The sequence below is a fragment of the Variovorax atrisoli genome, assembly GCF_014195185.1.
Lineage (GTDB): Bacteria > Pseudomonadota > Gammaproteobacteria > Burkholderiales > Burkholderiaceae_C > Variovorax > Variovorax atrisoli.
On sequence record NZ_JACIBG010000005.1, the window covers coordinates 431,478 to 454,369 of the forward strand.

Below are 22,892 nucleotides of genomic sequence, written 5' to 3' on the forward strand. Positions count from 1 at the left end.
GGGCGGGGATTTTAGGCTGTCGCTATCGGTGGCCTTCCGTTGCACCTGTTTCAAGGATCGCCGCACGAGGCCAACCAAGGTTCTCAGGGCGGCGCGAAGGACATCGGCCGGCCGTCGCGGTCCGCTGGCTAGCATCCGGGGCTTTCCGGCCCCAGGAGCGCCTCGCATGACGACACAGCGGCTTGCCTTCCATCTTCTCTGCGGCATCGGCCTCGCATCGGCCGCCGCCATCTCGCTGGCCGCGGCCGACGCACCGGCGCCGCCCTTCGATCCGCAGCGCCTGTCGCAGATCGTGAAGACGGTCTCCGGCGACGACTTCGAGGGCCGCGCGCCGGCCACGCCGGCGGAAGCGAAGACGCTCGACTACCTCGTCGCGCAGTTCAAGGCCGCCGGCCTCGCGCCCGGCGGCGATCTCGAAGGCGGCCGCCGCACGTGGACGCAGTCGGTGCCGCTTGTGAAGACCGAGTTCCGCGGCACGCCGCAGATCACGCTGCAGGTGGGCGCGCAGCGCGACGCGCTGGCGCAGGGCGAGCAGATCGCGGTGCGCGCGGCGCTCGACGGCTCGACCGCGGTGTCGATCCAGCAGGCGCCGCTGGTCTTCGTGGGCTACGGCGTCAGCGCGCCCGAGCGGCGGTGGGACGACTACAAGGGCGTCGATCTCAAGGGCAAGATCGCCGTGGTGCTGGTGAACGACCCCGACTTCGAGACGGGAAGCGGCGACTTCGGCGGCAAGGCCATGACCTACTACGGCCGCTGGACCTACAAGTTCGAGGAGGCCGCGCGCCGCGGTGCGCTGGGCGTGCTGATCGTGCACGAGACCGCGCCGGCCGCCTACGGCTGGGCCACGGTCAAGAACTCCAACACCGCGACCATGCTCGACATCGAGCGCGAGCAGCCCGCGGCGGTGCATCCGAAGCTGGAGGGCTGGATCCAGCGCGACGTGGCGGTCGACCTGCTGCGCCGCGCGGGGCTGGACTTCGAGGCGCAGAAGAAGCTCGCGCAGACGCGCGAGTTCCAGCCGCAGCTGCTGAAGGACGCGAGCCTGTCGGCCGAGTACGCGATCGACCGGCAGGTGATCGTCTCGAAGAACGTGGTCGGCCGCGTCGAAGGCCGCCGGCACCCCGACGAGACCGTGATCTACAGCGCCCACTGGGACCACCTGGGCGTGGGCGCGCCCGACGCGAAGGGCGACCGCATCTACAACGGCGCCGTCGACAACGGCACCGGCCTGGCCGCGCTGGTCGAGATGGGCCGCGCCTTCGCGAGCGCGCGCCACAGGCCCGAGCGCTCGGTCGTGTTCCTCGCCGTGACTGCGGAGGAGCGCGGCCTGCTCGGCTCGGAGTTCTATGGCGCGAAGCCGCTCTATCCGCTGGCGAAGACGGTGGCCGTGATCAACATGGACGCGCTCAGCCCCGAGGGCCCGGCGCGCAACTTCAGCACCTCGGGCAGCGCGGTCTCGCAGCTGCAGGACCTGCTGGTGGAGCAGGCGCGCGGTTTCGGCCTGGCCTATGCGCCCGATCCGCATCCCGAGGCCGGCTACTTCTTCCGCTCCGACCATTTCTCCTTCGCCAAGCGCGGCGTGCCGGCGCTCTCGTTCGCCTCCGGCAACGACCTGGTGGACGGCGGCCTCGCGGCCGGCGAGGCCGCCAGCAAGGCCTACAACGCCGAGCGCTACCACCAGCCGGCCGACGAATGGCGCGCCGACTGGTCCTTCGCCGGCATGGCGCACGACCTGCCGCTGCTCTACCGCGTGGGCGAGACGCTGGCCAACAGCCGGCGCTGGCCGGAGTGGGGGCAGTCGTCGGAGTTCCGCGCGATCCGCGAGGCCAGCCGCGCCGAGCGGCGCTGATTCCGGGGCCCCTCGGAGCACCAGACCTGCGGAAAGGGCAGCCGGGGCAGGCCGCCCGGCGTTGCGCTCCTGGCGTGTGCGTGTGCGCACGCGTCGTCCCGCGCCTTGATCGGCCCGCCCTGGTGCCCTTCGCGGCTCCGGAAACAGTGTGAACGGGCCCTATGCCCCGCGCGAGCGGCCGGTGCCGCCGCCCAGGTGCGCCAGCGGCAGCGCGCTGCTGGCCTTCACCTCGCCCAGCGAGAAGCTGGTGTGCAGGTCCTTCACGTTGGGCAGGTTCATCAGGTGCTGGCGTGCGAAGGCCGAGAAGCTGTCGAGGTCCTGCGCCACCACCTGCAGCTCGAAGGTGCCGGTGCCGCTGATGTAGTGGCAGGCGATCACGTCGGGCAGCTTGCGGATCGCGTCTTCCAGCCGGCGCGTGGCCTCGTGGGTGACGCGCTCCGTGTCGACCCGCACGAAGGCGAGCACGCCCAGGCCGATCTTGTGGCGGTCGATCTCGGCGTGGTAGCCCTTGATGAAGCCGGCCTCCTCCAGCGCGCGCACCCGGCGCCAGCAGGGCGCGGCCGACAGGCCCACGCGCTGCGCAAGCTCGGCGTTGGTGAGGCGTCCATCGGCCTGCAGTTCTTGCAGGATTGCGAGGTCGAACTTGTCGATGCTTTCCATGGATGCCGATGTTAAGCAAGATTCTTTCTGGAAGCGCGTTTTTCAAGGCAGAGAACGCAAACACCTGTCGCGGACCCCGGCATACACTTTGCGTGATCATGGGCTCGTGCCCTACCCGGGCACAGACCCAGAAACAGCCAGGCCCATGAGGCCCTGCCAAACGGAGACAGACGACATGAATGCACCGCTACCCGCGCACATTCGCAAGGCCCTAGAAACCGTCACGCTCGACGACAAGTACTCCCTCGACTACGGCCGCGCATTCATGAGCGGCGTCCAGGCCCTTGTGAAGCTGCCCATGCTGCAGCGGCTGCGCGACAAGCACGCCGGCAAGAACACCGCCGGCTTCATCAGCGGATACCGCGGCTCCCCGCTCGGGGGCTACGACCAGGCGCTGTGGAAGGCCAGCAAGTTCCTCAAGGAACAGAACATCGTCTTCCAGCCCGGCGTGAACGAGGAGCTCGCCGCCACCGCGCTGTGGGGCACCCAGCAGCTGGGCTTCTCCCCGCAGGGCACCAACAAGTTCGACGGCGTCTTCGGCATCTGGTACGGCAAGGGCCCGGGCGTGGACCGCTGCTCCGACGTCTTCAAGCACGCCAACATGGCCGGCACCACCGAGTACGGCGGCGTGATCGCGGTGGCGGGCGACGACCATATCTCCAAGAGCTCCACCGCCGCGCACCAGAGCGACCACATCTTCAAGGCCTGCGGCACGCCGGTGTTCTTCCCGGCGAACGTGCAGGAAATCCTCGACCTGGGCATCCACGCCTTCGCCATGAGCCGCTTCGCGGGCGTGTGGTCGGGCATGAAGACGATCCAGGAGATCGTCGAGTCGAGCGCCACCGCCATGATCGACCCCGACCGCGTCGAGATCGTCATTCCCACCGACTTCGAGATGCCGCCCGGCGGCCTGCACATCCGCTGGCCCGACCACGCGCTGGAGCAGGAAGCCCGGCTCATGCACTACAAGTGGTACGCCGCGCTGGCCTACATCCGTGCCAACCGGCTCAACCACAACGTGATCGAGGGCCCGAACGACCGCTTCGGCATCATGGCCAGCGGCAAGGCCTACAACGACACCCGCCAGGCGCTCATCGACCTGGGCCTGGACGACGCGGCCTGCCGCCAGCTCGGCATCCGCCTGCACAAGGTGGGCGTGGTGTGGCCGCTGGAGGCGCAGCTCACGCGCCAGTTCGCCACCGGCCTGCAGGAAATCCTGGTGGTCGAAGAGAAGCGCCAGGTCATCGAATACCAGCTCAAGGAAGAGCTCTACAACTGGCGCCCCGACGTTCGGCCCAACGTGGTCGGCAAGTTCGACGAGGGCGAGGTGCACGCGGCCGAGGGCTATTCGGGCGGCGAATGGTCGATGCCGAACCCGACCTCGCACACGCTGCTGCGTGCCAATGCCGACCTGAACCCGGCGCTCATCGCCAAGGCCATCGCCTCGCGCCTGAAGAAGACCGGCCTGCTGGCCGCGGCCGGCGCCGACATGGCCGCGCGCATCGACGCGCAGCTCGCCATCCTCGAAGCCAAGGAGCGCTCGATGGCGCTGCAGCAGGCCTCCACCGGCGTGGCCGACGCCACGCGCCAGCCGTGGTTCTGCTCGGGCTGCCCGCACAACACCAGCACCGTGGTGCCCGAGGGCTCGCGCGCCATGGGCGGCATCGGCTGCCACTTCATGGCGACCTGGATGGACCGCTCCACCATCGGCTTCACGCAGATGGGCGGCGAGGGCGTGCCGTGGGTGGGCCAGCAGCCCTTCACCACCGACCAGCACATCTTCGCGAACCTGGGTGACGGCACCTACTTCCACAGCGGCCTGCTCGCCATCCGCCAGAGCATCGCGGCGGGCGTGAACATCACCTACAAGATCCTCTACAACGACGCGGTTGCCATGACCGGCGGCCAGACGGTGGGCGAGCGCCCCGAGGGCCACTCGGTGCTGCAGATCGCCGAGAGCCTGCATGCCGAGGGCGCGGCCAAGGTCGTCATCGTGACCGACGAGCCCGAGAAGTACGAGGGCGTGAGCATCCCTGGCGACCATGTGCAGGTGAAGCACCGCGACCTGCTCGACGACGTGCAGCGCGAGTTCCGCAAGATTCCCGGCACCACGGCCATCATCTACGACCAGACCTGCGCCACCGAGAAGCGCCGCCGCCGCAAGCGCGGCACGGCGGTCGATCCGGCGAAGCGCGTGGTCATCAACGAGCTGGTCTGCGAAGGCTGCGGCGACTGCAGCGTGCAGAGCAACTGCCTGAGCGTGGAACCGCTGGAGACCGAATTCGGCCGCAAGCGCACCATCAACCAGAGCAGCTGCAACAAGGACATGAGCTGCCTGAAGGGCTTCTGCCCCAGCTTCGTGACCGTCGAGGGCGGCCAGCTCAAGAAGAAGGGCAAGAACAAGGCGGCCATGCCGGCCGAGTTCGGCCTGCTGCCCGAGCCTTCGATCCCGTCGCTGGAAGGCGGCCGGGTCTGGGGCGTGGTGGTGGCGGGCGTCGGCGGTACCGGCGTGATCACCATCGGCCAGCTGCTGGGCATGGCGGCGCACATCGAAGCCAAGGGCATCGTCACGCAGGACGCGGCGGGCCTCGCGCAGAAGGGCGGCGCCACCTGGAGCCACGTGCTCATCGGCGACACGCAGGACGACATCCGCACCACCCGCGTGGGCACCGCGGCGGCAGACCTGATCCTGGCCTGCGACCCGCTGGTCACGGTGAACGCCGAGACCATGGCCCGCATGCGCGAAGGGCGCACGCACGTGGCGCTCAACAGCCACAGCTCGCCGACGGCCGCCTTCGTGCGCAACGCCAACTGGAAGAATCCGGAAGAAGCCTGCGCCGCCGAGATCGCACGCGCTGTGGGCACCGACGGTGTGGGCAGCTTCGATGCCGACGCCGCCGCGACCGCGCTGATGGGCGACACCATCTATGTCAACCCGATGATCCTGGGCTACGCCTGGCAGAAGGGCTGGATCCCGCTGGCGCACGAATCGCTGATGCGCGCCATCGAGCTGAACGCCGTGGCCGTCGACAACAACAAGGCGGCCTTCGAATGGGGCCGCCAGGCGGCGGTGCGGCCGGAAGAGCTGAACAAGCGCGTTCGCCCGGGCCAGGTCATCGAGTTCAAGAAGCGCGAGTCGGTCGAGAGCATCGTCGAGCGCCGCGCGGAGTTCCTCACCGGCTACCAGAACGCCGCGTACGCCGAGGAATACAAGCGCTTCGTCGGCAAGGTGCGCCAGGCCGAGTCGGCCGCGGGCAAGAGCACCGCGCTGACCGAGGCGGTGGCGCGCTATCTCTTCAAGCTGATGGCGTACAAGGACGAGTACGAAGTCGCCCGCCTGCACAGCGACCCGGCCTTCCTCGGCCGCATCGAAGGCATGTTCGAGGGCCAGATGGGCAAGGACTTCAGGCTCAATTACCACCTGGCGCCGCCGATCGTCGCGAAGAAGAACGCCAAGGGCCAGCTGCAGAAGCAGAAGTTCGGGCCGTGGATGCTCACCGGCTTCAGGCTGCTGGCCAGGCTCAAGGGCCTGCGCGGCACGGCGCTCGACATCTTCGGCCGCACCGAGGAACGCCGTACCGAACGCGCGCTGATCGGCGAGTACCGCGCCGCCATCGAGGAAGTCATCGGCGCCCTGCGCGCCGACAACCACGCGCTGGCGCTGGAAATCGCGAGCCTGCCCGAGCAGATCCGCGGCTACGGCCACGTCAAGGACCGCAACCTGGCGGCCGCCCGCACCCGCTGGAGCGAGCTGATGGCCAGGTGGCGCAATCCGCAGGGGCAGCGCGCGGCGGCCTGAGCCTCGGGCCGGCCGGGCATGCAAAAGGGCGCCTGCGGGCGCCCTTTGCTATTGAATCGATAGCGATCGAGAGCAGCAGGAACTGCTGGAAAGCCCTCCCCACCGCGCCGGATAAGCGCTCCGGGCGGCGATCCGCGCCGAATACAATGCCCGGTGCTGTGCGCGGCCAGGCCCCGCCGCGCTTTGACTTGGCGCACCCGCATCCCGCGTGGCCGCGAACCCCAAGGAACCGCGGGCGTGGCCCGCGCTCCCACACTTTTTCTTTCTCTTCCCTCTGCTGGAGACTCTCTTGTTCATTTCCTCTGCTTTCGCCCAGACCGCGCCCGCTGCAGGCGGCGGCGACATGATGTCCTCGCTCGGCAGCATGCTGCCCCTCGTGCTGATGTTCGTGGTGCTGTACTTCGTCATGATCCGGCCCCAGATGAAGCGCCAGAAGGAAGCCCGCGCCATGATCGAGGCGCTCGCCAAGGGCGACGAGGTCGCCACCGCCGGCGGCCTGCTCGGCAAGATCACCTCGCTGAACGACCAGTACCTGGGCCTCGAGATCGCCAACGGCATCGAGATCAAGATCCAGCGCAGCGCGGTGGTGCAGGTCCTGCCCAAGGGCACCGTCAAATAAAGGCGTGAGCTGACCTTGCGCCTTCGGGCGCGGGGCCCCAATTCACGCCGTGTTCCGTTTCAGAAAAAGCGCTTTCTCATGAACCGTTACCCGGTCTGGAAGTACGCGATCATCCTCGTCGTGCTGCTCGTGGGGCTCATCTACGCCCTGCCCAATTTCTTCGGTGAGGCGCCTGCGGTGCAGGTGTCGGCGGCGAAGTCCACCGTCAAGATCGACGCGTCGACCCAGGCCAGGGTGCAGGAACTGCTCAAGACGGCAGGCCTCACGCCCGACCTGCTGACCCTCGAGCCCACCGCGGTGCGCGCCCGCTTCGCGACCACCGACGACCAGATCAAGGCACGCGACACGCTCCAGCAGGCGCTGGTGCCCGATGCCGACGACGCCTCGTACACGGTGGCGCTCAACCTCGTGTCGCGCTCGCCCTCGTGGCTGACGGCGCTGCACGCCTTCCCGATGTACCTGGGCCTCGACCTGCGCGGCGGCGTCGACTTCCTGCTGCAGGTCGACATGCGCGGCGTGCTCGACAAGAAGGCCGAGTCCTTCGCGGGCGACATCCGCATGGGCCTGCGCGAGAAGAAGGTGCGCGGCAGCGCCGTGAACCGCAACGGCCAGACCGTCGAGATCACCCTGCGCGACGCCGACAGCGTCGAGATCGCCCGGCGCCTGATCCAGGACCAGATGCCCGACCTGAGCACGGTCGAGACCCAGCAGGGCAGCGAATGGCGCATCGTGGCCAGCATCAAGCCCGAGGCCGCCCGCCGCTTCCAGGACGCGGCGCTCAAGCAGAACGTGACCACCCTGCACAACCGGATCAACGAACTCGGCGTGGCCGAACCCGTGATCCAGCAGCAGGGCATCGACCGCATCGTCGTGCAGCTGCCCGGCATGCAGGACCCGGCCCAGGCCAAGCGGATCATCGGCCGCACCGCCACGCTCGAGATGCGCCTGGTGGATGAAAGCGCCGAAGGCCGTGCCGCCGAACTGAGCGGCGGCCCCGTGCCCTTCGGCTCCGAGAAATTCCTCGACCGCCAGGGCCGTCCCGTGATCGTCAAGAAGCAGGTGCTCGTCACCGGCGAGAACCTCACCGACGCGCAGCCCGGCTTCGACCAGCAGAGCAACCAGCCCAAGGTCGACCTGACCATGGACTCCAAGGGCGGCACCATCATGCGTGACGTCAGCCGCGAGAACTACAAGAAGCGCATGGCCATGCTGATCTTCGAGAAGGGCAAGGGCGAAGTGCTCACGGCTCCCTCGATCAACGGCGAGCTCGGCAACCGCTTCCAGGTCTCGGGCTCGATGAGCGTGGCCGAAGCCAACGACCTCGCGCTGCTGCTGCGCGCCGGCTCGCTGGCCGCGCCCATGGAAATCATCCAGGAACGCACCATCGGCCCGACGCAGGGCGCCGAGAACATCAAGAAGGGCTTCGACAGCGTGATGTACGGCTTCGCCGCGATCATGGTGTTCATGTGCATCTACTACGCGCTGTTCGGCCTGTTCTCGTCGATCGCGCTGGCCGTCAACCTGCTGCTGCTGGTGGCCATCCTCTCCATCCTGCAGGCCACGCTGACGCTGCCGGGCATCGCGGCCATGGCGCTGGCCATCGGCGTCGCCATCGACTCCAACGTGCTGATCAACGAGCGGGTGCGCGAGGAGCTGCGCAACGGGGCGTCGCCGCAGGCGGCGATCCATGCGGGCTACGAGCGCGCCTGGGGCACCATCCTGGACTCGAACGTGACCACGCTGATCGCGGGCATCGCGCTGCTGGCCTTCGGTTCGGGCCCGGTGCGCGGCTTCGCGGTGGTGCACTGCATCGGCATCGTCACCTCGATGTTCTCGGCCGTGTTCTTCTCGCGCGGCCTCGTGAACTTCTGGTACGGCCAGAAGAAGAAGCTCAAGTCGGTGTCCATCGGTACGGTGTGGCGCCCCTCGACCGGCGGCACGGCCGCGGCCGAAATCAAGTAAGCGGCAGAAGAAGGACGCACAGCCATGGAATTCTTCCGCATCCACAAGACCATCCCGTTCATGCGCCACGCGCTGGTGCTGAACATCGTTTCCGTCGTCACCTTCGCGCTGGCGGTGTTCTTCCTGTTCCACCGCGGGCTGCACCTGTCGGTGGAGTTCACCGGGGGCACGGTGATGGAAGTCGCCTACAACCAGTCGGCCGACGTCGGCAAGGTCCGCGATATCGTCGGCAAGCTGGGCTACACCGAAGTGCAGGTGCAGAGCTTCGGCAAGTCGGTGCAGATCCGCCTGCCGGTGAAGAAGGGCGTGACCTCCGCCCAGCAGAGCGCCGAGGTGATGGATTCGCTGAAGGCCGCCGACCCCTCGGTGGAGCTGCGCAGCAATGAATTCGTCGGCCCGCAGGTGGGCGACGAGCTGACCACCAACGGCCTGAAGGCCCTCGCGATGGTGGTCGTCGGCATCATGATCTACCTGGCGTTCCGCTTCGAATGGAAGTTCGCGCTGGCTACAGTGCTGGCGAACCTGCACGACGTGGTGATCATCCTGGGCTTCTTCGCCTTCTTCCAGTGGGAGTTCTCGCTGGCGGTGCTGGCGGCGGTGCTGGCGGTGCTGGGCTACTCGGTGAACGAGTCGGTCGTGATCTTCGACCGCATCCGCGAGAACTTCCGCCGCTACCGCAAGATGTCGACGGTCGAGATCATCGACAACGCGATCACCTCGACCATCAGCCGGACCATCATCACCCACGGCTCCACCCAGCTGGTGGTGCTGTCGATGTTCTTCTTCGGCGGCCCGACGCTGCATTACTTCGCCCTGGCGCTGACCATCGGCATCTGCTTCGGCATCTATTCCTCCTGCTTCGTGGCGGCGGCCATCGCCATGTGGCTGGGCATCAAGCGCGAAGACCTCGTCAAGGGCGGCCCGGCCAAGCGCGACGGCGGCTCCGAGGACGATCCGAACGCCGGCGCCGTCGTCTGACGGATACTCCGGGGCTCGACAACCGAAGGCGCCTGCGGCGGCGGCGAAAGCCCCCGCCGCGGTTCGCATGCAACGCCGGGCAATCCCACACTTGTGCGGCAGCCCGTCCCGATGCAAGCTCCGGTTGTCGCCAACGAATCGACCACCCTGGCCTTCCGACCTTTCAATGAGCATTGCGCGGTCCGCTTCCTCCCTGCAGCTCGCACGCGAGACGCGTGAGCGTTTCGTCTCGGCCACGGAAGGCGCCATCGCCCCCCTGGCGCGCGCGATCCGGGACCGGCTGACCACGCTGTCCACCGAGGCCGGCACCGCCCGCTCCATGCAGGAGCACCGCGACGACTTCGTCGCCTTCCAGGGGCAGGCCACCCACTGGGTCGCGCTGTCCCAGGCCGGCTGGCGCAAGGCGCTGGCGGCCAGTTCGGGCGGCCCGGGCGCCGTGCCCTCGGCGCTGCGGCTGGAGCTCATCGGCGACGAGGTGGTCGAGAGCAACATTCTTTCGTCGCGCCTCGCGCAGCTCATCCACGACAAGGCCAGCTTCGAGCTCAGCGACCTGCGCCTGCGCATCCAGCACCTCGAGGGCACCACCGAGCTCGATTCCAAGGACGTGCTCAAGCCCGAGACGCTGGCCAAGCTGCTGGTCGAGCAATGGCTCGCGGCAGGCCTGAGCCGCGGCCTCTGGACCCGCGTGCAGGACACGGTGCAGCAAGGCCTGGTCGACGTGATCGTCAAGGCCTACCAGAGCGCCAACGCCTACCTGATCGCCGCCGGCGTGATGCCGGAGATCGACCTCAAGAGCTTCGTCCGGCGCACGGGCAATGCCACAGGCGCGGGAGGAGGCGGCGGATCGGGCGCGGCGCCGATGGACAGCGGCATGTCCGCGGCTCACGCCCCCCAGGCCGTGCAGCGGCCCGGTTTCGGATTCGAAGGCCAGCAGCAGCAGCTTTCGGTGCCTGGCTCCGTCGCGACAACGACCACCGGCGGTTCGCCGCTGATGATTGCGCGCCAGCGCGCGCAGACGGCGCTGCTGAGCCTCAAGCGCTTCGTGACCGCCCGCATCGGCGGCGACCCGGGCGCGGCGGGCGGCGCCTTCCAGGCCGGCGCGGGGGAAGGCCGCACCACGAGCCCCGGCAGCCAGCAGGGCGGCCAGGGCGGCGGAGGCGGCGTGAGCCCCGCACCGCGCGCCTTCTCCAGGACGTTCGCCGGCGCCATCGCCGAGGCCGAGGCCGCCTACCGCATGGCCGCCACTCAATACATGGAAGGCGCTGGCGAGCAGGCCACCGTCATGCAGCAGACGGCGGTCGACCTGCGCCGGCGCACGGCCGAGCTCAAGAAGCGCGCGCCGACCACCGCCGACAAGGCCACCGTCGAGATCGTCGCGCTGATGTTCCAGGCCATCCTCGCCGAGGAGCGCATTCCTTTCTCGGCCCGCGTGTGGTTCGCGCGCCTGCAGATGCCGGTGCTGCGCGTGGCCATCGCCGAGCCCGAGTTCTTCGGCACCCTGCAGCACCCCGCGCGCATGCTGATCGACCGCATGGGCTCGTGCGTGATGGGCTTCGACGCCGCAGCCATCACCGGCAGCGCGCTCGAAGGCGAGATCCGCCGCGTCGTGCAGGTGATCGAGCAGTACCCCGAGACCGGCCAGCGCGTGTTCAAGCTGGTGTTCGACGAATTCGTCGCCTTCCTCAACCGCTACCTGACCCAGAGCGACACCACGCAGCGCGTGATGAGCGTGGCCCAGCAGGTCGAGCAGAAGGAGACGATGGCGATCCAGTACACCATCGAGCTTCGCAAGATGCTCAACGACATGCCGGTGCGCGACGAGATCCGGGAGTTCCTCTTCAAGGTCTGGGCGGAGGTGCTGGCCATCGCCGCGCTGCGCTACGGTGCGCAGGGCGAGCAGACCGTGATGCTCAAGCGCGTGGCCTCCGACCTCGTGTGGGCCGCGAGCGCCAAGCCCAACCGCACCGACCGCGCCCGCGTGATCCAGGACCTGCCGCAGCTGCTGCAGCGCCTGCGCCAGGGCATGGCGCTGCTGGGCATCGTCGACGAGCCGCAGGAAGCGCACATCAAGACCATCGGCGCCACGCTGTCGGATGCCTTCCTGTCGAAGACCGAGGCGATCCCGCAGGTCAAGATCGAAGCGATGGCCGAGCGGCTCGCGCACCTCGAAGACTTCGTGACCGACGTGGGCGGCACCGCGGACCTGCCGCTCGACGCGCACAGCATCGAACTGCTGCTGGGCGTGGACGCCGCATCCATCGAGGTCATCCCCGACACCGCCGGCGCCAAGGTGCCCGACGACATGATCGCCTGGGCGCATGAACTGCAGGTGGGCAACTGGTTCATGCTCGACCATAACGACCGCGTGAGCCAGGTGCAGTTCGTCTGGCGCAGCGACCGCAAGCAGCTTCACCTGTTCGCCTCGGGCGACGGCCGCAGCTTCCTGATCCAGGCCGGTCGGCTGGCTGCCTATCTGCAGGCCGGCCTGCTGGTGCCCGCGGAAGAGGAAACGCTCACCGTGCGCGCCACGCGCGAAGCGCTGGCGAAGCTCGACGCCAACCCCGAGCGCCTGCTGAACTAGCAGACCGGGCTTCTGCTCTTTTCAAGGAACACCGAGGAACCGGCTTTGCCGGGCCTCAGGTGTTGCCCCCGGAAGGGGGTTGGCGTAGCGACACGAAGTGCGCGCAGCCCCGGGGGGTGAGCCTGGCTAATGCGCCGTGCGGCCTTCGCGGCTCTCGCACAGTTCGTCGAGCACCAGTGCATCAGGCTCGATGCCAGTGCTCCAGTGCACCATCAGCACGATGATCTTCAGTTCGTCGAGCGCGACGGGGTCGCCCGGCGCGGCCATCGCGCGTTCGACGACGATCTCGCGCAGCCCGCAGGGCAGCACGTTCGACGATTCGAGAAAGCGGATGAAGCCGAGGCACTCGGCGCCCAGGTGCTCCTGCTCGGCCTGCGAGTACACGCGCATCGCATCGTCCGATTGCGCCAGGGCCGCTTCGGGCCTGCTGCGCGAGCCGACGGTGGCGCTGGCTTTGCCGTCAGGACTGCGTTCGATCTGCAGGCCCTGCGTTGCAAGGCTCAGGCCGTCGAGCCAGTGAAGAGCTTCGCGGATCTCCTCTGCCTCGAAGCCATGGGCACTGAGCTTGCGGCCCAACTGCTCGGGTTCGGGGCAGGCATCGCCGCGCCAGTAGTTCTCGTAGACAAAGACAAGCACTTCGAACATGGGCCCAATATAGCCGACGTTCGTGCAATGAAGGCTAAGTGGAAGCCACCCGCTGAAAGAGCCCGCCGGGCAACCGCGAAACATGCCCATCCAGTTCGAGCCCGAGCATCCTGGCCTGCAGCTCGGCGGCGCCCCAGCCGGTGCGGGCACTGAGCGCATCGAGGCTCACCGGTTCGAAGCCGAGGGCCTCCAGCAGCGGGTCTTCTGGCGAGGAGGTCGCGTTCGCCCCATTGCTGCTCGATGGAGCCGAAGCCGCGGCGACGCGTGGCGCGTGGAGCGGCGGCAGCTCCTCGAGGATGTCGTTCACCGATTCGACGAGCTTCGCGCCCTGCCGGATCAGCGCGTGGCAGCCGCGCGACTGCGGCGAGTGGATGGAGCCCGGGATCGCGAACACCTCCTTGCCCTGCTCCGACGTGAGCCGAGCGGTGATCAGCGAGCCCGACTGCAGTGCGGCCTCGACCACCAGCGTGCCGCGGGCCAGCCCGGCGATGAGGCGGTTGCGCCGCGGGAAGTTCTGCGTGAGCGGCGGCGTGCCCAGCGGCAACTCGCTCACGATCAGCCCCTGCAGCGTGATGCGGTGCGCGAGGTCGCGGTGCCGCGCGGGATAGACGCGGTCGAGTCCGGTGCCCACGACGGCCACCGTCGCGAGCCGCGGCTCATCGCCCGCAGCATCGAGCGCGCCCATGTGCGCTGCGCCGTCCACGCCCAGCGCGAGCCCGGACACCACGGGCAGCCCCGCCTCGCCGAGCGCGCGCCCGAAGCTGCGGGCGTTCGTCGCGCCCTGGGGCGTCGGGTTGCGGCTGCCCACGACGGCGATGCTGTGGCCGAGCTGCGTGAGGTCGAAGGCTGGCGCTCCGAGCACATAGAGCATCGGCGGCGGGTCGGCCATTTCGAGCAGGGAGGCGGGATAGCCCGGGTCGCCGAGCGTCACGACGCGGCGCGAGACCTTGTCGTCGCCCGCCTGCAGCCACTGCCACGTCAGGTCGATCTGCGCCTGCAGGCTGGGGGGCGGCTGCATCAGCGCCTCGGCCTGCGCATGCGAGACGACCTCGCGCAGCGCGGCATCGGGCTGGGTGAAGATCCTTTCGGGCAGCCCGAAAGCAGCGAGCAGGCGGCGCGCGGCACCGTCGCCGATGCCGGGCGTCAGCGAAAGCCGCAGCCAGCCTGCGAGTTCTGCGCGTTCCAAGCGAATTTGCGGGAAGAGAAGCCGGGTTCGCGGATCAGGGATTGACGAGGAAGTCGCCGGCGCGGGGAGTGTCGTTGATTTCGAGCACCAGCGCGTAGGAGACCTTCTCGAAGGTGCGGAAGACCATCAGCAGGCCGATGCGCTCGTTGGGCAGCTTGATGGTTTCCTTGCGCGCGCCGGTGCGGTCGAGGATGGTCTCGCCGTTCTTCAGGATCGCCAGCACGTGGCCGTTGTCGATGCCGTCGCGCGTGCCCTTGTTGATGGCCACCACCTGGTTCTGCGCCGCGAACTGCACCGCGTTGCCGTAGACCGAGATGATGCGGCCGTCGACCTGCGTGGAGGGCGCGCGCGGCACGTAGCTCAGCAGCTGGCGCGGCGGCTCGGGCAGCAGGCGGTCGCCGGCGCGCATCTCCTCGCGCGAGGCGATGATGTCGATGCTGGCGGGCACGACGGTGATGACATCCTTGTCCTCGACCGTCTCGATGGTGGTCGATTCGCCGCGCTGCAGGCGTGCCTTGCCCAGGTACTGCGCCTCGTAGCCGAGGATCTCGCCCGTGCCCGGGTCCTTCAGCGGCGTGGCGTTGCGGAAGATGCGGAAGTTCTGCACCGGGCCCGGAACCTCGACCAGCGGCGCCTCGGCGGTGCCGCGGGCGTAGGCCCGGTCGCCGCGCGACAGCAGCACGCGGCTGTCGTTGCCGGCCACGATGCGCGGCGCGGCCTCAAGCGTGCCGGCGTCGACCACGATGGGTTCGCTCAGGAAGGGCTCGATGATGCTCGGGTTGAGCGTGGGCAGCGCCATGCCGGCCAGCGAGTCGAAACGGGTGCGTGGTGACAGCTTGATGGTTCCGCCGTCGCCGCCCGGCCCGCCGCGGCGCATGCTCAGGCGCGCGCGGCCGCCCGTCTTGTCCAGGTAGAGCACCTGGCCGGGGTAGATCCGGTGCGGGTTGGCGATTTCATTGAGGTTCATGCCCCAGAGCTCCGGCCAGCGCCAGGGGCGCAGCAGGTAGAGGCGCGAGATGGCCCAGAGCGTGTCGCCCGACTTCACGGTGTATTCGTCGGGTGCGTTGGGCGCCAGTTCGCTCAGGGGAACGCCGGTCTGGGCGGTCTGCTGCGCGGTGGCGCGCTGCTGGGGCGTGACGGGGTAGTTCTGAGCCCAGGCCGTCGTGGCGCCGCAACTGCCGATCACCGCCAGGGCTGTCAGCGTGGCAAGGAAGGAGGGGCGCCGGCGTTCGGTGGGTCTGAGCTTTTTCATGTCTGATGGGTGAGCGCCGCGACGTATCGCTGCGCATACGAATCTCACAATTTGCTACGAATTCTGCGCTGAAGCCCTTGGGAGGGCAACGTTTTCGGCCTCCGCGGCCGCGTGTCGTCGCGGAATTGGCGAAAATAGCCACAACTTTCCCCCGATTTCATGGCCAAACGAAACATTCTGAGTTACCCGGACAAGCGCCTGCACACGGTGGCCAAGCCGGTGCAGGGCGTGGACGCGCGCATCAAGGCGCTGGTCGCCGACATGCTGGAGACCATGTACGACGCCAACGGCATCGGCCTGGCGGCCACGCAGATCGACGTGCACGAGCGCCTCGTCGTCATCGACGTCTCCGAGGAGCGCAACCAGCCCATCGTGCTGATCAACCCCGAGATCACCTGGGCCAGCGATGAAAAGATCGTGAACGAGGAGGGCTGCCTCTCGGTGCCCGGCATCTACGACGGCGTGCTGCGCTCCACCTCGGTGAAGGTGCAGGCGCTCGACGAGAACGGCGAGACGCGCACCATCGAGGCCGAAGGCCTGCTGGCCGTGTGCATCCAGCACGAACTCGACCACCTGCTGGGCAAGGTGTTCGTCGAGTACCTCTCGCCCCTGAAGCGCAACCGCATCAAGAGCAAGCTGCTGAAGCAGCAGCGCGAAGAAATGCGGGAGCGGGCTTGATCCCCATGAACGCGGGCCGACGCTCCGGCTCCCTCGCGGCACTGGCGCTCGTCGCGGCCGTGGGCCTGGGGCTGCTGGCCGGCTGTGCTGGCGAACCGACCCGCATCCAGCCCGGCACCTCGGCTGCCGACACCGTCCAGCGCCTGGGCGCGCCCACCGGCCGCTACCCGCTCTCGGGCGGCGGCGAGCGGCTGCAGTATTCGCGCATGCCGGCCGGCTTCGAGGTGGTCGACATCGACGTGGACGCCTCGGGCAAGGTCGTCTCGGTGACGCAGGTGCTCAACGAGGCGCGCTTCGGCCAGGACATCAAGGTCAACCAGTGGCGCCAGAACGACGTGATGGCCTTCTACGGCCGTCCGTATGAGATCACCCGCGTCAGCTCCTTCGACGGCGCCGTCTGGACCTGGCGCTACAAGGCCGTGAACGAGCGCCGCATGCTCTACATCTACATCGATCCGACCGGCGTGGTCCGGCGCTATCACACGGGGGACGATCTCGATTTCGATCGGATCCGCGATTGAGCCGCCTCAGAGTCGTCTTCGCGGGCACGCCCGAGTTCGCGCGCGTCGCGCTCGAAGCCATCGCCGCCGCCGGCCATGAGATCGTGCTGGTGATGAGCCAGCCCGACCGCCCCGCCGGCCGCGGCATGAAGCTGCAGGCCTCCCCCGTCAAGCAATGCGCCGTCGCCAACGGCTGGCCGGTGGCCCAGCCCCGCAGCCTGCGGCTGGACGGCAAGTACCCCGACGAAGCCGCCGCCGCCCGCGACACCCTGCTGGCGCTGAAGCCCGACGTGATGGTGGTCGCCGCCTACGGCCTGATCCTTCCGCAGTGGGTGCTCGACCTGCCCGTGCACGGCTGCCTGAACATCCATGCGAGCCTGCTGCCGCGCTGGCGCGGCGCCGCACCGATCCACCGCGCCATCGAGGCCGGCGATGCGCAGACCGGCATCACCATCATGCAGATGGACGCGGGCCTCGACACCGGCGACATGCTGCTGCGCGAGGCCGTCGACATCGGCGCGGGTGACAACACCGCCCGCCTTCATGACCGCCTGGCCGAACTCGGCGGCAGGATGATCGTCGAGGCGCTGGCCCGCATCGGCACGCTGACGCGCACGCCGCAGCCGGCCGAAGGCGTCACCTACGCCAGCAAGGTCGAGAAGCACGAGGCGCTGGTCGACTGGGCCCGGCCCGCCGACGCGATCGTGCGCCGCGTGCTGGCCTTCGATCCGTTCCCGGGCGCCAACAGCCCGCTCGACGGCGAGACCATCAAGCTCTGGGCCGCCCATGCCGAAAAGGCCCCCGCGGTTTCTCCAGCTGCGCCGGGCACGATCCTGGCCGTCGACCCCGCCGGCGTCACGGTGGCGGCGGGCGACGGATCGGCCGTCGTCCTCACCGAACTGCAGCGTCCCGGCGGCAAGCGCCTGCCGGTGGCCGACTTCCTGCACGGCTTCGACCTGAAGCCCGGGCAGGCATTCGGCTGATGTTCCTCTCGCAAAGCATCCGCAGCCGCCCCGAGTTCCGCGTCGGCGTGCGCGACATGACGCCCGTGGCGCTGGGCATCGGCGCCTGGGGGCTCATGACCGGCGTGGCCATGGTCAAGTCGAACATGAGCCTGGTCGAGGCCGTGGCGATGACGCTGCTCGTCTACGCGGGCAGTTCGCAGCTCGCGGCCATTCCGCTGCTCTTCGCCGGCGCGCCGGCCTGGGTGATCCTGGCCACGGGCTTCTGCGTCAACCTGCGCTTCGTGGTGTTCAGCCTGCACCTGCGCCCCTACCTCATGCACATGCCGCGCTGGCGCCGCATGCTGCACGGCTACCTCACCGCCGACATGAGCTACGCGCTCTTCACCAAGAAGTACCCCAAGCCGCCGCTGACCGTGGCCGAGCAGCAGGCGCAGGAGGCCTACCTCACCGGCAACTACTTCGTCACCTGGTGCGCCTGGATGGGCATGAGCCTGCTGGGCATCGCGCTGGCCAACTTCATCCCCCAGACGTGGGGCCTGAGCTTCGCCGGCGTGCTGAGCCTGGTGGCCATCGTCTGCTCGATGGCGACGACCCGCCTGCGCGTGCTGGCCGCGCTGATCGCCGGCGCCACGGCGGTCGCGGCCTACGCGCTGCCGCTGAAGCTCAACATCGTGGCCGCCATCGGCGTGGCCGTGCTGCTGTGCTTCTGGCTCGAGAAGCAGCTCGGGCTCGACCCTGGCGCGGAGGACGATAAATGAGCGCCGCCCGGCCGCCCGAAGGCGCTCGCCCCCTCCGTCCGGAGGGGAGGAGAAGCGACACGAAGTGCGCGGATCCTGGGGGAGGGCAACAAATGATCGCCGCCCGGCCGCCCGAAGGCGGGGGAGAATCGACACGAAGTGCGCGCAGCCTGGGGGAGGGCAGCGAATGAGCACTGCGAATGCGACCACCGACTGGTGGACCATGGGCGTGATCGTCGGCCTGGCGCTGGTCACCGTGCTCACGCGCTGCTTCTTCTTCATCCTCGACCGGCCCTGGGGCCTGCCCGAGTGGGCGCACCGCGCGCTGCACTACGCGCCGGCCGCCGCGCTTGCGGGCGTGATCGCGCCCGAGATCGTCATGACGCAGGGCCACCTCATCACCACGCTGCACGACGCGCGCCTGTACGCGGCGGTGGTCGGCGCCGCCTACTTCTACTGGCGGCGCGGCGTGCTGGGCACGATGCTCGCAGGGATGGCGGTGTACCTGCCACTGCACCTCGGACTGGGTTGGTAGGCGGCCGCCGCCGGGCCGCCCCAAGGCGGACCGCGCCTCCCCCTCGGGGGGTGGAGTTACACGCAGCGAAGCGAAGTGAAAAGCCGGGGGGCTCCGATTTCTAGTCGAGCTTCACGCCGGCCGCGACGATGATCTTGCCCCAGCGCTCGCTCTCGGCGCGCGAGAGCTTGTAGAAGTCCTGCGGCGTCCCGGGGAGCGCCTCGAAGCCGAAGTCCGCGAACAGCTTCACCACCTTCGGCGCCTTCATCGCCTTGTGCAGCTCGGCGTTGAGCCGCGCCACCGCTTCCGGCGGCATGCCGGCCGGGCCGATCAGGCCGTGGAAGGCATAGGCGTTGACGTCGCTGAAGCCGGCCTCGACGAAGGTCGGAACATCGGGCAGGGCGCTCGCGCGCTGCGGCAGCGCGATGGCCAGCACCCGCACCTTGCCCGACTTGATGATCGGCAGGCCCGAGGCCAGGTCCAGCATCATCGTCGGCACCTGGCCGCCCATCACGTCGGTCATGGCCGGCGCCGCGCCCTTGTACGGCACGTGCGTGATGGTCAGCCCGGCCTTCTGCTTGAAGAGCTCCATCGCCATGTGGTGCGGCGAGCCGTTGCCCGGCGAGGCGTAGCTCACCTTGTCCGGGTTGGCCTTCACGTAGCGCACGAACTCCGCCACGTTCTTCGCGGGAAAGTCCGGGTGCACCACCAGCGCCACCGGGAAGCGCCCGATGGTGCCGATGTAGGTGAAGTCGCTCGCGGGCTTGTACGGCAGCTTGGCGAACATGTGCTCGTTGAAGAGCAGCGCGGCGTTCTCGGCCTGCATGATGGTGTAGCCGTCGGGCCTGGCCTGCATCATCACGCCCACGCCGATGTTGGTGGAGGCGCCCGGCCGGTTGTCGATGATGAGCGGCTGCCCCAGCGATGGCTGCATCGCCTCGGCGAGCGTGCGCGCGAGGTTGTCGGTGCCGCCGCCGGCCACGTAGGGCACGATCCATTTGATCGGCTGGGTGGGGTAGGCCGCCGTTTGCGCCGATGCGAAGGTGGAAGTGGCCAGCGCGAGGGCCGCTGCCAGCAGGGGAAGAAATCGCTTCATCGTCTCTTGTCTCCGTTGCTCGTTTTGAAATCGGTCGGGCCGGCTTGCTAGCCGCGCAATGTCTGCCACAGCTCGCGGTCGCGCTCGGCGGTCCACACCACCGGGTGTTCGATGCCGCGCAGTTCGTCGTAGGCGCGCGAGACGTCGAAGGGCAGCACGTGCTGGAACACGGGCCAGTCGCCGAAGCGCGGCGTCATCGCCGCCTCGGCGCGCGCGAAGCAGCCCTTGAGCGTCTCGCCGGCTGCGATGCCGGCCTTCACGCTTTCCAGCAGCGTCGAGAGGAATGCCTTGGTGAGGCCGATGGCCTCGGTGCAGGCGGCCTCGTCCTGCAGCACCGCGCCGCGGCCGGGCACCAGCACGCGCGGCTTCAGCGCGGCCACGGCGTCGAGCGTGCCGGCCCAGTCGCCGATGTAGGCGTCGCCCGCGTACACGCCGCAGCGGTTCTCGACCACGTCGCCCGAGAAGAGCACGCCGCAGTCGGCCAGCCACGCGACCGCGTCGCCGCCCGAATGGCCGCGGCCCAGCGACATCAGCCGCAGTTCGCGGCCGCCGCCCAGCGGCAGCGTCATCTCGCGGTCGAAGACCTTCGTGGGCATGGTCAGGCCTGGTATCTCCTCGACGCCGGCGAACAGCCGCGGAAAGCGGCCGACCTCCGAGTCGAAGTCGGCCTGGCCGCGCGTGCGGATCCAGTAGAGCGTGCCGCTGCTGGCGACGATGTCGCGCACCTCGGCGAAGGCGCTGGCGCCCATCACCCGCACTGCGTGGTAGTGCGTGAGCACGATGGTGCGGATCGGCTTGTCGGTCACCGTGCGGATGGCAGCGAGGAAGTCGCGCGCCATGCGCGGCGTGGGGCGGGTGTCGATCAGCACCACGTGCTCGTCGCCGACGACGAAGCCGCAGTTGGGATCGAAGTCGCTGATGTAGCCGTAGGCGCCGGGGCCCAGCTCCTGCAGCCGGGGCTTCTGCTCGCGGGTGTCGGAGGCGGATGCGAAGGAAACGCTCGTGGTCATGGGGTGTCGTGGTCCGTCGTCGTGGGTTCTTCTTCGGCCGCCGCGCGGATGCACGCGAGCAGCACGTCCTGGTCGGCGCACTGGTTGGCCAGCAGCAGCACGAGGCGCGCGTTGAGGTCGGCGCTCTGCGCCTCGCTGCGGCCTTCGTGGGCGGCGAGCAGCGCGGCGTAGAAGCCGTCGGGATCGGGGATGCGGGGCTCGGTGATCATGGGGCGAGTTCGTTGGCGGCCAGTGCGGTGCGCACGGCGCGGGCGATGGCTTCGGGCGTGGCGTTCGGCAGCACGGCGGCGCGGTAGGCGTCGGGCCGCACGAGGACGAAGCTGCCTGCGTCGCCCGCGCCGAGATGGCTCGCGAGCTTTTCGTCGGCCTGCAGCGTGGGCAGGCCGCTGTCGCCGCCCACGGCCAGCAGGCGCAACGGCAGCGACGCGATGGCATCGAGCGCCGCTCTCGACTGCTCGCGCGTCGGCGCGAACCACAGGCCGATGCACTCGGTGCCTTCGGCCAGCAGTTGCATCAGCGTGGTCTCGCGGCCATCGGCCAGGCGCAGCGGCAGGTTCTGCACAGAGCGCGCGCCCTCGGGCAGCACCGCCGCGGGCGGATAGTCGTTGGCCACCGACATCCGGCCGGTGTTGACCAGCGCCCGCGCGAAGGGATGGCGCGCCGCCAGCGCCACCACCGCACGGCGCAGCGTGTGCTCGGCGGGCGAGCGCGGCGCGAGGAAGCGTGCCGATCGGCTCGTCACCTGCAGGTTCTGCTTCGCGGCGGGCTGGCGCTCGGCGTCGTAGCTGTCGAGCAGCGCCTCGCCGGCCCTGCCCTGCGCGACGAGCGCGAGCTTCCAGCCGAGGTTGGCCGCGTCCTGGATGCCGCTGTTGCCGCCGCGTGCGCCGAAGGGGCTCACCACGTGCGCCGCGTCGCCGATGAAGAACACGCGGCCGTGGCGGAAACTGTCGAGCAGGTGATCGCGGTAGCCATAGGGGCCGATCCAGACGAACTCGAACTCCACGTCCGGCCCGAGCTGCTCGCGCAGCCGCGCGCCCGCCACCTCGGGCTTGCTGATGTAGGCGGTGTCGCAGTCCTCGGGCATCTGGTAGTCGATGCGCCACACGCCATCGGCCATCAGGTGCTGCCACACGCCGCGGCCTTCGTTGAAGGGCGCGTCCACCCAGGTCCAGCGCTCGGTGGGCAGCGGCTTCCTGAAGCGCACGTCGCTGATGCACCAGCGGTCGGTGCTGCGCGAGGAGTGCGCGTCGATGCCCATCTGCGTGCGGATCGTGCTGTTGGCGCCGGTGGCGTCGATCAGCCGGTCGGCCTCGATGGTGTAGCTGCCGGCGGGCGTCTCGACTTCCAGGCGCACGCCGTCGGCGAGCTGCTCCACGCGGGTGAGGCGGTTCTTCCAGCGCAGGTCGGTCAGCCCCAGTTCGATGATGCGCTCGACCAGGAACCACTCGACGTAGAACTGCTGCAGGTTGACGAAGGGCGGCTGCTTCGAGACGCTGTTGGCCTGCAGGTTGAAGTTGTAGACCTCCTGCTCGCCCGAGAAGGTGCGCCCGAACGACCAGGTGATGCCCTTGGCCGCGATGCGCTCGTAGATGCCCAGGCGCTCGAAGATCTCCAGGCTCTTCTGCGCATAGCAGATGCCGCGCGACGATGCGCCGCGCACGCCGACGGTGTCGTCCTCGTCCAGCAGCACGGCGCGCACGCCGCGTTGCGCGAGGTCGCAGGCCAGCGTGAGGCCCGAGGGGCCGGCGCCGACGATGACGATGGGATGCCGCACGGGCTTCGTGCTGCCCAGCTCGGGCGGCGGCGTGAAGGGCCAGACCGGCAGCTCGTAGGCCGGTGCGAAAGCGAAGTTTTCCATGGT

General features: G+C 69.0%; 19 protein-coding genes. 11 read left to right on the forward strand and 8 right to left on the reverse strand.

Annotated elements, in window-relative coordinates:
* The first annotated feature begins 166 nt into the window (after positions 1 to 166).
* On the forward strand, positions 167 to 1,849 hold the full coding sequence (locus tag FHY06_RS19820) for a M28 family metallopeptidase (protein ID WP_019653892.1): 1,683 nt from the start codon (positions 167 to 169) through the stop codon (positions 1,847 to 1,849).
* A 159-nt stretch (positions 1,850 to 2,008) separates the two neighbouring features.
* Here the strand turns inward: FHY06_RS19820 and FHY06_RS19825 are convergent, their stop codons facing one another.
* Positions 2,009 to 2,509, reverse strand: a complete 501-nt coding sequence (locus tag FHY06_RS19825; RefSeq protein WP_132801484.1) for an Lrp/AsnC family transcriptional regulator — start codon at positions 2,507 to 2,509, stop codon at positions 2,009 to 2,011.
* A 175-nt stretch (positions 2,510 to 2,684) separates the two neighbouring features.
* On the opposite strand from FHY06_RS19825, the gene FHY06_RS19830 reads away from it, so the two are divergent.
* From FHY06_RS19830 to FHY06_RS19850, 5 genes are all read left to right on the forward strand, one after another.
* Positions 2,685 to 6,308: an indolepyruvate ferredoxin oxidoreductase family protein gene (locus FHY06_RS19830; protein WP_184606116.1), complete on the forward strand. Its 3,624-nt coding sequence runs from the start codon at positions 2,685 to 2,687 to the stop codon at positions 6,306 to 6,308.
* A 289-nt stretch (positions 6,309 to 6,597) separates the two neighbouring features.
* Complete coding sequence (yajC, locus tag FHY06_RS19835; protein WP_019653895.1) at positions 6,598 to 6,927, forward strand: preprotein translocase subunit YajC; 330 nt, start codon at positions 6,598 to 6,600, stop codon at positions 6,925 to 6,927.
* 78 nt (positions 6,928 to 7,005) lie between these two features.
* Positions 7,006 to 8,889, forward strand: coding sequence for a protein translocase subunit SecD (gene secD / locus FHY06_RS19840; RefSeq protein WP_184606117.1), 1,884 nt, complete (start codon positions 7,006 to 7,008; stop codon positions 8,887 to 8,889).
* Positions 8,890 to 8,913: 24 nt separating this feature from the next.
* Positions 8,914 to 9,867 (forward strand): protein translocase subunit SecF, encoded by a 954-nt coding sequence (gene secF, locus FHY06_RS19845; protein ID WP_019653897.1) that lies wholly within the window; start codon positions 8,914 to 8,916, stop codon positions 9,865 to 9,867.
* Positions 9,868 to 10,033: 166 nt separating this feature from the next.
* A complete protein-coding gene (locus FHY06_RS19850) occupies positions 10,034 to 12,448 on the forward strand; it encodes a DUF1631 family protein (RefSeq protein WP_184606118.1) in 2,415 nt (804 codons plus the stop codon).
* A gap of 126 nt (positions 12,449 to 12,574) precedes the next feature.
* Here the strand turns inward: FHY06_RS19850 and FHY06_RS19855 are convergent, their stop codons facing one another.
* The 3 genes from FHY06_RS19855 to FHY06_RS19865 are packed head-to-tail and all read right to left on the reverse strand — an operon-like array spanning position 12,575 to position 15,531.
* On the reverse strand, positions 12,575 to 13,093 hold the full coding sequence (locus tag FHY06_RS19855) for a Smg family protein (RefSeq protein WP_019653899.1): 519 nt from the start codon (positions 13,091 to 13,093) through the stop codon (positions 12,575 to 12,577).
* A gap of 34 nt (positions 13,094 to 13,127) precedes the next feature.
* A complete protein-coding gene (dprA, locus tag FHY06_RS19860) occupies positions 13,128 to 14,279 on the reverse strand; it encodes a DNA-processing protein DprA (RefSeq protein WP_019653900.1) in 1,152 nt (383 codons plus the stop codon).
* Positions 14,280 to 14,313: 34 nt separating this feature from the next.
* Entirely contained in the window at positions 14,314 to 15,531 is a 1,218-nt protein-coding gene (locus FHY06_RS19865; protein WP_019653901.1) for a LysM peptidoglycan-binding domain-containing protein, read from the reverse strand.
* A gap of 159 nt (positions 15,532 to 15,690) precedes the next feature.
* Between FHY06_RS19865 and def the strand changes: the two genes are divergently transcribed.
* From def to FHY06_RS19890, 5 genes are all read left to right on the forward strand, one after another.
* Positions 15,691 to 16,209 carry a peptide deformylase gene (gene def / locus FHY06_RS19870; protein WP_184606119.1) on the forward strand — a complete coding sequence of 173 codons (519 nt, stop codon included), beginning with the start codon at positions 15,691 to 15,693 and terminating at the stop codon, positions 16,207 to 16,209.
* 5 nt (positions 16,210 to 16,214) lie between these two features.
* Complete coding sequence (locus FHY06_RS19875; RefSeq protein WP_184606120.1) at positions 16,215 to 16,730, forward strand: hypothetical protein; 516 nt, start codon at positions 16,215 to 16,217, stop codon at positions 16,728 to 16,730.
* Positions 16,727 to 17,692, forward strand: coding sequence for a methionyl-tRNA formyltransferase (gene fmt, locus FHY06_RS19880; RefSeq protein WP_184606121.1), 966 nt, complete (start codon positions 16,727 to 16,729; stop codon positions 17,690 to 17,692). The genes FHY06_RS19875 and fmt overlap by 4 nt, the downstream gene beginning before the upstream one ends.
* Positions 17,692 to 18,432 (forward strand): AzlC family ABC transporter permease, encoded by a 741-nt coding sequence (locus FHY06_RS19885; protein ID WP_019653905.1) that lies wholly within the window; start codon positions 17,692 to 17,694, stop codon positions 18,430 to 18,432. The genes fmt and FHY06_RS19885 overlap by 1 nt, the downstream gene beginning before the upstream one ends.
* Before the next feature lie 166 nt (positions 18,433 to 18,598).
* Positions 18,599 to 18,946 (forward strand): branched-chain amino acid transport AzlD family protein, encoded by a 348-nt coding sequence (locus FHY06_RS19890; protein ID WP_132754309.1) that lies wholly within the window; start codon positions 18,599 to 18,601, stop codon positions 18,944 to 18,946.
* Positions 18,947 to 19,046: 100 nt separating this feature from the next.
* Here FHY06_RS19890 and FHY06_RS19895 read toward each other — a convergent pair whose 3' ends face one another.
* From FHY06_RS19895 to FHY06_RS19910, 4 genes are read right to left on the reverse strand one after another with little or no spacing between them, the layout of a single operon-like run.
* A complete protein-coding gene (locus tag FHY06_RS19895; protein ID WP_019653907.1) occupies positions 19,047 to 20,021 on the reverse strand; it encodes a Bug family tripartite tricarboxylate transporter substrate binding protein in 975 nt (324 codons plus the stop codon).
* Positions 20,022 to 20,068: 47 nt separating this feature from the next.
* The gene (locus FHY06_RS19900) at positions 20,069 to 21,031 is read right to left on the reverse strand and encodes an MBL fold metallo-hydrolase (RefSeq protein WP_184606122.1); all 963 of its coding nucleotides are present in this window, start codon (positions 21,029 to 21,031) and stop codon (positions 20,069 to 20,071) included.
* Entirely contained in the window at positions 21,028 to 21,240 is a 213-nt protein-coding gene (locus FHY06_RS19905) for a DUF2783 domain-containing protein (RefSeq protein ID WP_019653909.1), read from the reverse strand. Before FHY06_RS19905 ends, FHY06_RS19900 begins: the two co-directional genes overlap by 4 nt.
* The gene (locus FHY06_RS19910; RefSeq protein WP_184606123.1) at positions 21,237 to 22,889 is read right to left on the reverse strand and encodes an FAD-dependent oxidoreductase; all 1,653 of its coding nucleotides are present in this window, start codon (positions 22,887 to 22,889) and stop codon (positions 21,237 to 21,239) included. Before FHY06_RS19910 ends, FHY06_RS19905 begins: the two co-directional genes overlap by 4 nt.
* Positions 22,890 to 22,892: the final 3 nt, after the last annotated feature.